The 12,346-nt window shown below is 69.3% G+C and carries 12 protein-coding genes; 10 read left to right on the top strand and 2 right to left on the bottom strand.

The genetic code is table 11. The features are described 5' to 3' along the window. Positions 1-63: 63 nt before the first annotated feature. The 6 genes from NR111_RS13935 to NR111_RS13960 all read left to right on the top strand — a co-directional run bounded on the left by NR111_RS13935 (position 64) and on the right by NR111_RS13960 (position 3,824). Positions 64-207 (top strand): hypothetical protein, encoded by a 144-nt coding sequence (locus NR111_RS13935; RefSeq protein WP_256821127.1) that lies wholly within the window; start codon positions 64-66, stop codon positions 205-207. A 48-nt stretch (positions 208-255) separates the two neighbouring features. Then, positions 256-411: a hypothetical protein gene (locus NR111_RS13940; RefSeq protein WP_167507209.1), complete on the top strand. Its 156-nt coding sequence runs from the start codon at positions 256-258 to the stop codon at positions 409-411. A 410-nt stretch (positions 412-821) separates the two neighbouring features. After that, positions 822-1,001, top strand: coding sequence for a hypothetical protein (locus NR111_RS13945; RefSeq protein ID WP_159147568.1), 180 nt, complete (start codon positions 822-824; stop codon positions 999-1,001). 114 nt (positions 1,002-1,115) lie between these two features. Further along, positions 1,116-1,289, top strand: a complete 174-nt coding sequence (locus NR111_RS13950) for a hypothetical protein (RefSeq protein WP_182640278.1) — start codon at positions 1,116-1,118, stop codon at positions 1,287-1,289. Between the two features lie 377 nt (positions 1,290-1,666). Then, the gene (locus NR111_RS13955; RefSeq protein ID WP_159147567.1) at positions 1,667-2,782 is read left to right on the top strand and encodes an alpha/beta hydrolase family protein; all 1,116 of its coding nucleotides are present in this window, start codon (positions 1,667-1,669) and stop codon (positions 2,780-2,782) included. 139 nt (positions 2,783-2,921) lie between these two features. Then, the gene (locus tag NR111_RS13960) at positions 2,922-3,824 is read left to right on the top strand and encodes an alpha/beta fold hydrolase (protein WP_256821128.1); all 903 of its coding nucleotides are present in this window, start codon (positions 2,922-2,924) and stop codon (positions 3,822-3,824) included. Here the strand turns inward: NR111_RS13960 and NR111_RS13965 are convergent. After that, positions 3,784-5,982: a prolyl oligopeptidase family protein gene (locus NR111_RS13965; protein WP_256821129.1), complete on the bottom strand. Its 2,199-nt coding sequence runs from the start codon at positions 5,980-5,982 to the stop codon at positions 3,784-3,786. The genes NR111_RS13960 and NR111_RS13965 overlap by 41 nt on opposite strands. 171 nt (positions 5,983-6,153) lie before the next feature. Here NR111_RS13965 and NR111_RS13970 point away from each other — a divergent pair, with 171 nt between their 5' ends. After that, positions 6,154-6,309 (top strand): hypothetical protein, encoded by a 156-nt coding sequence (locus NR111_RS13970; RefSeq protein ID WP_256821130.1) that lies wholly within the window; start codon positions 6,154-6,156, stop codon positions 6,307-6,309. A 123-nt stretch (positions 6,310-6,432) separates the two neighbouring features. Continuing rightward, positions 6,433-7,824, top strand: coding sequence for a dihydrolipoyl dehydrogenase (gene lpdA, locus NR111_RS13975; RefSeq protein ID WP_206472791.1), 1,392 nt, complete (start codon positions 6,433-6,435; stop codon positions 7,822-7,824). 169 nt (positions 7,825-7,993) lie between these two features. On the opposite strand, the gene NR111_RS13980 is transcribed toward lpdA, so the two are convergent. After that, positions 7,994-8,776, bottom strand: coding sequence for a hypothetical protein (locus tag NR111_RS13980; RefSeq protein WP_256821131.1), 783 nt, complete (start codon positions 8,774-8,776; stop codon positions 7,994-7,996). A gap of 256 nt (positions 8,777-9,032) precedes the next feature. Here NR111_RS13980 and NR111_RS13985 point away from each other — a divergent pair, with 256 nt between their 5' ends. Both NR111_RS13985 and NR111_RS13990 read left to right on the top strand, forming a co-directional pair. After that, positions 9,033-9,767: an HAD family phosphatase gene (locus tag NR111_RS13985; RefSeq protein WP_256821132.1), complete on the top strand. Its 735-nt coding sequence runs from the start codon at positions 9,033-9,035 to the stop codon at positions 9,765-9,767. Continuing rightward, entirely contained in the window at positions 9,764-12,262 is a 2,499-nt protein-coding gene (locus tag NR111_RS13990; RefSeq protein WP_256821133.1) for a glycoside hydrolase family 65 protein, read from the top strand. The genes NR111_RS13985 and NR111_RS13990 overlap by 4 nt, the downstream gene beginning before the upstream one ends. Positions 12,263-12,346: the final 84 nt, after the last annotated feature.

Genomic DNA, 12,346 nt, shown 5'->3' on the forward strand with positions numbered 1-12,346 from the left:
CGCCTTAGTGTCTGTTCCAGGCGCCTCGGAGGGCGCCGGATCACACTGAGAACGGAGACCCCCATGCCCAACTTCGGTCAATTGTCCGACCTCTTCGGCGGAATCACCGACATCCTCGGCGCCGTCATCTTCTTCACCGGGTCCCTGGGTGGCGAGGGTGGGGTCAACGACTTCGTCGACGCGATCACCAGCATCAGCGCCGGATAGCCGTCACGACCCACTCACCACACACCAGTACACATCTAGGAGCAGACGATGACTTTCCCCGAGTTCGGATCCCTTGCCGGCGTCAGTGGCGCACTGGGCTTCCTCAACGACTTCCTCGGCGCGTTCGGGGACATGTTCTCCGGCCTGGCGTACTTCACCGGCGGTGACTTCCAGGAGGCGCTGACAGGAGGCTTCCTGCAGTGACATGAGCCCCGTCCGGGGAGGCGACTGCCCCGACGGAATGAATGCGGCCCGCGCGATTCTCCCTCGCGCGGGCCGCTTCGTCGTTGTCTCCGGGGTGCGGGTCGGGGCGAGCTGCGCCCGTGCGCCGGGGGCCTCGAGGGTGAACTACGGGTGACGTCGGGATGGTGCTCACAAGCGGGAGGAGGCCCCGGGGTGACGTGTGAAGGAAATTCTCTGAAAGCTGCTCGATTAATGAGTCTTCTTAAGCCTCGGTGGGTTACAGTGACCTAGGACACGGGCCCAGAGTAGGTGCCTGGCCAGCGTCAAGAGGCGTACCTGAGACGCGCGTCACGATTGACATCGGCGCAACTTAGGTTAACCTTACCCAGGGCCCCGAGGCGGGGCGACATCACAGTAAAAGGGAGAAACACATGCCTGACTTCAGCGCGATCAGCGCCGCGCTCACCGCGGTCACCAACGCCATCAGTGGCATCGTCGGCCTGACCGGCTCGCTGACGGGCGACGGCCTGGGCGACGCGCTCACGGGCATCGGCCTCGGAGACCTGGGCAGCGCCGCCGCCGACGCCACGGGCCCGGTCACCGACGCCTGATAGCCTAGCTGGCCTGAGTTAGTCGGGCCTCTAGGTGCGGCCGCTGTTGTCGCGGCCACCTCAAACTTCGAATCTGATCCGGACTTTCCGGATTGCACTCTCAAGGAGAAACACATGGGTATCGACCTCGGCTCCATCGGCGGCGAGAATGGCCTGCTCAACACCGGCGGCCTGCTCGACCTGGGCGGCAAGCTGCTCGGCAACGTCAACAACCTGGTCAAGGCTGTCGGCTACTTCGTCGGTGGCGACTTCCAGAAGGCGATCGACTCGGGCTTCATGAAGGCCTGAGTCGGACGACTGACTCGAGGAGGGCTCCGGGCTGCGGCTCGGGGCCCTCTCTCGCGTCTCGGGCCCATGGGGCTCCCTCTCGGCGGCCGAGGTGTGGCGGCGCCAGATATGGATTCGTTCATATCGGTAACACGGGTAGGGGACGGGCCGATAATGTTGATGTGAGCCGCTCCGGCCGGCTCCGCGGTTTCCCACGGATCGCGTGGATGTGGGAACCTCGGACGGTGCCCCGCGGGCGCGATACTCAAGTCTTGCGAGCACCTTAGTGGTACTAGTGTGTCTAGTGGGACTTGTGTGACTACTTGGAATCGGGTTAGCGTTCTCAGCAACAGTGCCCGGGTCCGTCTGTGAACAACGAGAATGTAAGGCGTCGAAATATGCGTTCAGTGAAGCGGTTCGGCACGAAGGTCGCGACAGCGGCCCTCGCTGCGGCCATGGTCCCCGTCGTCGCCACGGGCACGGCCCAGGCCCAGGGCGGAAGCATCCAGTACACCAAGGCCACGGCCGCGAACAAGGTCGTCGAGACCAAGCTGCCCGACGGTCGCATGATCGTCTCGGTGTGGTCGGACGAGATGGCGATCGAGGTCCCCAACATCGTCCAGCCGCCGCGTGACGGCAACGCCGGGGCGCCGGTGCTGTACCTGATCAACGGCGCGGGCGGCGGCGAGGACTCGGCCACCTGGCAGGCGCAGTCCGACGTCAAGAAGTTCATGTCCGACAAGGACGCGTGGACCGTCACCCCGATCGGCGGCGCCTTCTCCTACTACACGGACTGGCAGCGCCACGATCCCAACGTCCAGACCCGCTTCGCCCGCGAGACCGACCGTCCGATGGCGTTCGAGACCTTCCTCGCCGAGGAGCTCCCGAACCTCTTCGAGGGCCGCTACGGCGGCAACTACGAGGGCCGGAAGCGTGGCCTCGCCGCGATCTCCATGACCGCGACCTCGGTCCTGACGATCGCGCAGAAGCACCCGGGCAGGTTCCAGGCCATCGGCTCGTACTCGGGTTGTGCCGAGACGTCGACCCCGATCGGCTACCAGTTCATCAACATCGTCACCGGCATGCGCGGCGGCGCGAACCTCGACAACATGTGGGGCCCGTTCCCGGGCGAGCCCCGCACGGGGACCAACAACTGGTTCGACAACGACCCGGTCTGGGGTGCCTTCCGCTTCCAGGAGCAGATGAAGAACAACCAGCTCCCCGCGATGTTCATCTCGACCGGCAACGGCCTGCCCGGGCCGCACGAGTCGCTCGAGAACTGGCGTCTGCGCAACAGCATCCCGGCGCTCGCCAACCAGGCGATCGTCGGCGGCGTCATCGAGGCGGCCACCCAGTACTGCACGGCCAACCTCGCCCGCCGCTTCGGCGAGCTCGGCATCCCGGCCCACTTCGACTTCGCGCCCAACGGCACGCACTCGTGGGGCTACTGGGAGGACGACCTCAAGCAGTCCTGGCCGATGATGGGTCGCGCCATGGGCGCCAGCTGGGGCTGAGCCTGATCCCGTGAGGCAGGGCGTCGCACGCGTCGCCCGCACCACCACGAACCCCGCACCACCGACGACCGGTGGTGCGGGGTTCGTCGTATCCAGGGGCGGCCGGGCAGACCGGAGTGCAGTCCGGCATCCTGTACACATGACCACGATGGAGGACCCGCAGCGGGTGGAGCTGCAGCACTCGGACGGCAGCACGAGTCCGCTGCTGATCGTCGAGACGGCTCGGCGGGACGAGGGCCGGCCCGCGATCCTGGTGCTGCCGGGCATCGCCGTCGGCGCCCGGTACTACCTCCCCCTCGCCCGCGCGTTGGCGGCCGAGGGCGTCGACGTCGCGATCACCGAGCTCCGCGGTCAGGGTGAGAGCACCTACCGCATCGGGCGTCGCAGCGGCCCGGCCGGCTACCACGAGAGCGCCGCCGAGGACGTCCCGCTCGCGTTGGACGCGATGGAGCAGCGTCTCGGCGCGCGGTCCGTCGTGCTGCTCGGCCACAGCATGGGCGCGCAGATCGGCGTCTACCACCTCGCCCGCCACGACCCGCGGGTCGTGGGCCTGATCGCCGTGGCCGCACAGTCACCGTTCCACCGGGGATTCCCGGGTTCCTTCGGGCACAAGCTTCGCGCCGCGTCGGTCATCCTCCCGACGCTGGCCTGGCTGTCCGGGCACGTGCCGGGCCAGTTCTTCGGCGCGCAGGGGAGGATCCCGGCCGACCGGGTCCGCGACTGGTCCCGGCTCGCCGGGCGCGGCGTCATGCAGCCGGCCCGGGCGGACCTCGACTACCCGGCAGGCCTCGCGCGGGTCACCGTGCCGGCGCTGGCGGTGGCGATCGCCGACGACCCTCTGGCCCCGGCCGGCGCGGCGCGGAACCTCCTGGCCATGCTTCCCACGGCGCGGACGACGCTGGAGCTGGAGCCGGAGGCGCTGGGCCACAACGCGTGGGCGCGCCGCCCCGCCGAGGTGGTCGCCCGGGTGTTGGCGTGGATCGACCGGGAGGTGGGTGCCGTCACCCCTGGTGGGGACGACGACGAGGTAGTCGACGCCTGAAGAACTCGTAGGTGAGGACCGCCTTCCGGGCCTCCTGGGAGTTGTCCGCGGCGCCGGCGTGCCCGCCCTCGATGTTCTCGTAGTACTGGACCTCGTGTCCCGCGTCCTCCAGGGCGGCGGTCATCTTGCGGGCGTGGCCCGGATGGACGCGGTCGTCCCGGGTCGAGGTGGTCATGAGGACCGGCGGGTAGCGGACCTCCGAGGCGGGCCGGATGTGCTGGTACGGGGAGTAGGCACCCAGGAAGTCGTCCCAGTCGGCGGAGTCCGGGTCCCCGTACTCGGCCATCCACGACGCTCCGGCCAGGAGCAGGTGGTAGCGCTTCATGTCCAGCAGGGGCACAGCGATCGCGAGGGCACCGAAGAGCTCCGGGTAGCGGGTGAGCATGACTCCCATGAGCAGGCCGCCGTTGGACCCGCCGGTCGCCCCGAGCTGATCGCGGGTCGTCACGCCCTCCTCGACGAGGGCGCGGGCCACGGACGCGAAGTCCTCGAACGCCCGGGGACGCTTCTCCCGTACGGCGGCGCGGTGCCACGACGGCCCGTACTCGCCGCCGCCGCGGATCCCCGCCACGACGTACACCCCGCCCTCCTCGAGCCACAGCGCGCCGCGCAGGGCGGCGTAGGCGGGGCGCATGGACACCTCGAACCCGCCGTAGCCGTAGAGGATGGTCGGACGTGGTCCGGCGGGGCCGGGCCCGCGCATGACCGTGTAGGGCACCTCGGTGCCGTCGTCACTCACGGCGGTGTGGCGGGTGACCTCGATCCCGGAGGAGTCGAACCGGTGCGGCGTCGAGCCGAGGGTGGTGGTGCTGCCGTCCGCCCGGAGCAGGACCAGCGACGGCGGGACGACCGGCCCGGAGACCGCGAGCACCGCGTCGTCGGGGTGTGGGCGCTCGCCCGCGTGGGTGGGTACGGCTGAGCTGGGTGCGGCTGAGCCGGGTGCGGCTCCTGATACCGGGTCGTCGTCCATCCCGGAGAGTCGGTCGCAGGACAGTACGTCGACCGAGACGTGCTCCGGCAGGCCCTCGACGGGCAACGGGGACCACTCGCCGTCGGCGGTGTCGGGGAGGGAGAACGCGTCGATCCGCGACTCGGTGTCGTCGAGGACGGTAAGCAGGATCCGGCCTCGGCCCCAGGTGACGTCTTCCACGGTCGTGGACGGGGTGGGGGAGAACAGCACGACCGGATCCGGCAGCCGGCCCGGCTCGGCGTCGACGGCGTCCCACGGCACGACCAGCACCGACCCGCCGGGGTGGGAGCGGCCGGCGATCTCCAGATCGGTGCGGGGGCGCAGCATGAGCCAGTCGCCGCACGAGGTGACGTCACAGTCCTCGGGTACGGGCACCGCGAGCGGTGTGGTGGAGGCGGGGTCGGTGCCCGGGGTCCAGAACACCTCCTGCGAGGTGTGGAAGTCGGGCGCCCGGCTGGCGAGGAACCGTCCGGTGACGGGGTCGTGCGAGGCGCCCACCGCGACGTCGTCACGGCGTCCCTCGAAGATCACCGGGGCCTGGGCGGGGTCGGTCCCGCGACGCCAGAGCCGCACCACGCGCGCGTACCCCGAGTCGGTGGCGTCGGAGCCGTCCGGGTCCAGCGGCGCGGTGAGCAGCACGGTGTCGCGGTCCACCCAGGACACCGAGCACTTGGCCTCGGGCAGGTGGAACGCCCCCTCCCCGGCGGTGATGAAGCGGCGCTCGGTCAGGTCGTACTCACGGACCTCCACGGCGTCCGCGCCCCCGCGGGACAACCGCAGGAGCGCCCGGTCGTCGACGGGACGGCGCACGACCGTGCCGGAGTACACCCAGTTGACGCCCTCCTCCTCGGCGAGGGCCCCCACGTCGACGAGCGTCTCCCAGGCCGGGTGGTCGACCCCCGGTGCCCCGTCGGCCAGCACGGTCCACGGCACCCGGCGCCACAGCCCGCGGGGGTGGTCACCGTCCTTCCACAGCGTGTAGGCGTACCGGCCGCGCAGGACCGGCCACGCGATCCGATCGGTGGCGTCGAGGATCTCCAGGGCGCGGGAATGCGCGGCTTCGGCATGATCTCCGGCGGCGAGATCGGCGACCGTCCGGGCGCTGCGGTCCCGCACCCATCCGAGCGCCTCGGGGGAGTCGACTGCCTCGAGGTGGAGGAACGGGTCGGAGATCACGGTGTCGGTCATGCACTCGATGATGCACGTGATCAAGCGAACAGACCGAAACCCACGTCGGATGTTCACAGGCTCTTGTTACGCGTTCGTGAGGTCAGTAGTATCTTCCGTAGCCGCGGGTCGACTGACCCGGCCATTCCCGACCAACGCGGGAGTGCATTTCAATAAACGGAGATACACACAATGGGTTCCATCACCGACCTCCTCAGCACCGGTTCCGGCGAGTCCGGCTCCCTCAGCGGCGACAGCGCCACCGGCAACATCACCGACACGATCGCCGAGACCATCGGCGAGCTGGTCGCCACCGCCCTCAAGTCGGTCCTGGGCAACCTGTCCTGATCCTCGCTCACGCGAGCGGCCGCGCCGCCTTCTCCACACGGAGGGGGCGGCGTTGGTCATTTCGGGTGCAGTTCCGGCCCGCTCCGCCGTTCCGGTTCCGCCGGGAGCGCTACCCTGAGTGTCGTGGCTGACACTCATTACGATCTCATCGTCCTCGGCGCGGGCCCCGGTGGCTACGTCGCCGCCATCCGCGCCTCGCAGCTCGGCCTCAAGGTGGCCGTCGTCGAGGAGAAGTACTGGGGCGGCGTATGCCTCAACGTCGGATGTATCCCCTCCAAGGCCCTCCTGCGCAACGCGGAGCTGGCCAACACCGTCCAGCGCGACGGCAAGCTCTTCGGTATCTCCGGGGACGTGAGCTTCGACTTCGGCGCCGCGTTCGACCGCAGCCGTAAGGTCTCGGACAGCATCGTCAAGGGCGTCCACTTCCTCATGAAGAAGAACAAGATCACGGAGATCGACGGCTTCGGGAAGTTCACCGACGCCAAGACGATCGAGGTCGACGGCACGGAGTACACCTTCGACAACTGCATCATCGCGACCGGTTCCGTGGTCAAGACGCTTCCCGGGATCGAGTTCAGCGAGAACGTGGTGGGCTACGAGGAACAGATCCTCACGCGCGACCTGCCCGACTCGATCGTCGTCGTCGGCGCGGGGGCGATCGGCATGGAGTTCGCGTACGTGATGAACGCCTACGGCGTCGACGTCACGATCGTCGAGTTCATGGATCGGCTGCTGCCGAACGAGGATGAGGAGGTCTCCAAGGAGATCGCCAAGCACTACAAGAAGCTCGGCATCACGCTCCTCACCGGCCACAAGACCACCTCGATCAGCGACAACGGCGATTCGGTCGAGGTGGAGATCGAGTCCAAGGACGGCGAGGACACCCGGACCGTCACCGTCGACAAGGTGCTCATGGCCGTCGGGTTCGCCCCGCGGGTCGAGGGCTACGGGCTGGAGAACACCGGCGTCGAGCTGACCGACCGCGGCGCGATCGACATCGACGACAACATGCGGACCAACGTCGACGGCATCTACGCGCTCGGCGACGTCACCGCCAAGCTGCAGCTGGCGCACGTCGCCGAGGCCCAGGGCGTGGTGGCGGCCGAGACCATGGCCGGCGCCGAGACCCAGACGCTGGGCGACTACCGCATGATGCCGCGCGCCACCTTCTGCCAGCCGCAGGTCGCCTCGTTCGGGCTGACCGAGGCCCAGGCGAAGGACGAGGGCTACGACGTCAAGGTCGGCAAGTTCCCGTTCTCGGCCAACGGCAAGGCCCACGGGCTCGGTCACGCGACCGGGTTCGTCAAGGTCGTCGCCGACGGCACGCACGGCGAGCTGCTGGGCGCCCACCTCATCGGCCCCGACGTCTCCGAACTGCTGCCCGAGCTGACCTTGGCGCAGATGTGGGACCTCACCGCCGAGGATATCGCCCGCAACGTGCACACGCACCCGACCCTGTCCGAGGCCATGAAGGAGGCCGTCGAGGGCATCGGCGGCCACATGATCAACCTCTGACAGCCTGCGGCGGGCCCGGCACCGGGTCCGCCGGCGTCTGGCGCTCCGCCCGGCCCCCGGCCCCGGGCCCGTCCCCGCAACGAGAAGACCGTTTCCGCACACCTCCCTCTCGGGGGACGTGCGCGGAAACGGTCTTCTCGTCGGGGGCCCGCCGCAGTGTGCCGGGCGACTACTCGGCGTTGAGGATCTTCTCCATCTGCGCGACGTAGATCGCGTCCAGGGCGCCGGCCGCGGTCGGCAGGACGGGGTCCGCCGCCGGGTCGTCGCCGCGGGCCGCGTACTCGACACTCACGGTGGTGTCGCGGGCGAAACCGTGGATGGCGATGGCCCGGCTCAGTGCGCGCGTGCCGTCCGGCCGCGTCGTGATGAAGTCGCTGGTGACCCGGAAGCCCTCGGTGCCGTCGATGGCCGGGGCGTCGGTGACCGTCATGTTCAGCTCGACGTTCGGGTTGGCGGCGCTGCGCGAGGTGGTGCACGCCTCGTAGAGGGAGCGGTCCATGAACTCGTCGAGCCGCTCGCCCACCATGCCGATGCCGAAGCGGTGCTCGGTCTCGTCGTCCTCCGACTGCTTGTAGCGGACGGCGGCGGTCACCCCATCGGTGGTGGCGTGGTTGGAGACGGTCTCCAGGCGCGAGACCTTGTCGCACGCCGGGTCCTCCATGAGCTGGCGGCCCTGGTCGGCGACGAGCTTGTCCACCGCCTCCTGCAGCAGCTGACGGTCGACGACCTGGACGACGCCACCACCGGGCGCCTCGCCCTCCGACAGGACGAGTTCCTCCACGGGCGCCTGCGGCGCGGACTGAGCCACGGTCTCCGAGTTCTGGGTCTCGCTCGTGGGCTCGCCGCCCCGGGGGTCCTCCTCGTCCGACGAACAGGCCGTGAGAGCAGCCGCGGTGGCCAGCGCGAGGCCGGCGATCGCGACGCGGCGGGGGGTGCTGGTGCGGAGGCGCATCTCTCTCCTTTGTCTTTCGGTTACCCCTCATAGTGCCACCGGGCCCGCCGGTTCTGTGCATCAAGTCCGCGCGCGCCGCCGCCCGGTAGTCGACGCCGACCGCCCCGGGGGGCCCGAAGTCGGGGGCGGCGCCCGGGCGGGGGGAAGCAGTGGAAATCGCCGGGTGGGACTAGCCTTGGTCCGTCACCGGACGAGCCCGATCGGCACCCGGACGACCACCCCGACCCGGAAACCTACCCGGAAATAGGACAACGCTATGGACCATGACGGTGTGGACGCCGTGCTCTTCGACCTCGACGGGGTCATCACCCCGACGGCCGAGAAGCACATGCAGGCGTGGAATCGGATGTTCACCACCTACTTCGACGCCCGGGGGATCGACCCGTACTCGGATGAGGACTACTTCCGTTACATAGACGGCAAGCCGCGGGTGGAGGGCATCGCGTCGATGCTCGCCGCGCGGGGCCTCACCCTGCCCGAGGGCGACGACGACGACGAGGCCGGTCCAGACGCGGACACGGTCCACGGGCTCGGTCTGCGCAAGAACGTGATCTTCCGTGAGCTGCTCGACGAGGGCATCGAGGCCTACCCCGGGTCGGTGGCCTACCTCGACGCCCTCGACGCCGCCGGCATCGCCTCCTGCGTGGTCTCCAGTTCCAAGAACGCCGAGGCCGTGCTCACCGCGGCCGGACTGCGGGACCGTTTCGAGGTGATCGTCGACGGACTGGTCGCCGCCGCCGATTCGATCCCCGGCAAGCCCCGCCCCGACACGTACCTGCGGGGTGCCGAGCTGCTCGGTGTGCCCGCGGACCGCTGCGTGGTGATCGAGGACGCCGTCTCCGGAGTGCAGGCCGGCGCCGCCGGCGGGTTCGCGCGCGTGGTCGGTGTGGACCGCGGAGCCGGGCGTGAGACCCTGCTCGCGGAGGGCGCCGACCTCGTCGTCGTCGACCTGGCCGAGCTCATCCCCGGACTGACGGAGGCGAACCGGTGACCCGTATCCCCTTCTCCCGAGGACCGGTCCACGACACCGTCGGCCAGTCCGTGCCCGGCAACATCCGCACCACCTACGGCGTGAACCTCCGGAGCCACCTCGAGGTCCCCGAGATCAACCGCTCCACCCACCCCGCCGACCCGTGGCGTTGGGTCGAGACCCGTCCGAACGCGTCGCCGCTCGGGGTGTCCGAGACGCAGTTCGCGGTGGCGAACGGCTACCTGGGCATGCGTGGCAACCCGGAGGAGGGGCGCGACTCCGCCCAGCACGGCACCTTCGTCAACGGCTTCCACGAGACGTGGCACATCCAGCACGCCGAGGACGCCTACGGGCTCGCCCGCGAGGGCCAGACGATGATCCAGGCCCCCGACACCAAGACCATCCGCATCTACGTCGACGACGAACCGCTCCGGCTATCCGTGGCCGACCTCGAACACTACGAGCGCAGCATCGACTTCCGGGACGGGGTGCTGCGTCGGGAGATCGTGTGGCGCACCCCCGCCGGGAAGAAGGTCGTCATCCGCACCAGCCGGATGGTGTCGATGGTGGAGAAGCACCTCGCGGTGATGACGTACGAGATCGAGCTCCCGGACGAGCCCGCCCCCGTGGTGATCTCCTCGCAGGTCCTCAACCGGCAGGACGGCGAGAACGAATACAGCTCCGCCGCGGACGCCAGCGCCCCGGCAGAGGGCTTCGACCCCCGCCGGGCCGAGGGGCTCGAGCACCGGGTGCTCGACCCCCAGGTCGCCGAGGACCAGGGCGGGTACCACGTGCACGGGTACCGGTGCACCAACTCGGGCATGACGATCGCCGTCGCCGTGGACCACCTGCTCGAGACCGAGGACGACGTGGCCATGAGCCACGAGATCGACGACGACTCCTCGAAGATCGTCTACCACGCCCACGTCACGCCGGGACGGGTACTCAAGCTGACCAAACTGGCCGCGTACCACACCTCCGAGGTGGTTCCCGCGAGCGAGCTGGCGGACCGGTGCTCGCGCACCCTGGGACGGGCCCGCGTGCGCGGGGTCGAGGACCTGCACCGCACCCAGCGGGACTGGTACGACCACTTCTGGGATCGCGCCGACGTCGAGGTGGAGGGGCCCGCGGAGACGCAGCAGACCATCCGGTTCAACCTCTTCCAGCTGGCCCAGGCCTCGGCGCGGGCCGAGTACAACGGCATCGCCGCCAAGGGCGTCACCGGAAGCGGCTACTCCGGCCACTACTTCTGGGACACCGAGACGTACGTCCTGCCGTTCCTGACGTACACCATGCCGCGGTTCGCGCGTAACGCCCTGCGCTTCCGTTACAACATGCTCGACAAGGCGCGGAACCGGGCCAAATACCTCTCCGTGAACGGCGCCCTCTACCCGTGGCGGACCATCAACGGTGAGGAGGCGTCGGCGTACTACGAGGCCGGCACCGCCCAGTACCACATCAACGCGGACATCGCGCACGCCATGGTCAAATACATGTGGGCCACCGAGGACCAGGACTTCATGATCCGCGAGGGCGTGGACGTGCTGGTCGAGACCGCGCGGATGTGGGTCTCGCTCGGCTTCTTCGACGGCGACGGCATGTTCCACATCCACGGCGTGACCGGGCCGGACGAGTACACGACCGTCGTGGACAACAACCTGTTCACCAACGCCATGGCCCGGTTCAACCTCGTGGCCGCCGCGATGGCCTGCAAGCGGATCGCGGCGTTGGGTGACGGCCAGTGGGAGGCCGTCTGCCGGCGGCTCAAGCTGCGCGACGACGAGACCAGCGAATGGCGGCGTGCCGCCGAGAACATGGTGATCGCGTTCAACGAGGATCTGAAGGTCCATCCTCAGGACCAGGACTTCCTCGCGAAGGAGGTCTGGGACCAGGACCTCGAGGATCCCCGCCGGCCACTGCTCCTGCACTTCCACCCGCTGGTGATCTACCGGCACCAGGTCCTCAAGCAGGCGGACGTGGTGCTGGCGATGTTCCTGCGCGGAGACGAGTTCACCGAGGAGGAGAAGCGGGCGAACTTCGAGTACTACGACCCGTTGACCACCGGCGACTCGACACTGTCCGCCGTGGTCCAGTCGATCATCGCCGCCGAGATCGGCTACTGCGACGAGGCCTTCGAGCACTTCTCCAAGGCGCTCGTGGTGGATCTGGCCGACGTGCACGGCAACGCCGCCGACGGCATCCACGTGGCCTCCACCGGCGGGGTGTGGTCGGCCCTCGTCAGCGGGTTCGGCGGGATGCGCGACTACCGGGGCGAGATCTCGTTCGACCCGCGGGTGCCCGCGGAGTGGACGGGACTGACCTTCCGGTTGACGGTGCGGGGTACGCACGTGCGGGTGCGGTGCACGCACACGGAGATCACCATCGAGAACCTCAATGGCGCCGATTTCGCGTGCTCGGTCCAGGGCCAGCCGGTGACCGTACCGGCGGGGCGGACGATGTCGATGGAGCTCGATGCCCGGGCCAGCGTCTGCCTGCCCTGCGTCGACGCGGGCTGAGCGGCGCCCCTGCTCCGGCCCGGCGGGCGTACGAACTCCGCTGAGCCCGCCGGAGCCGACCGGACGGAGCCCGCTGTACTCGGC

It is taken from the genome of Dietzia sp. Die43, assembly GCF_024519835.1.
Taxonomy (GTDB): domain Bacteria; phylum Actinomycetota; class Actinomycetes; order Mycobacteriales; family Mycobacteriaceae; genus Dietzia; species Dietzia kunjamensis.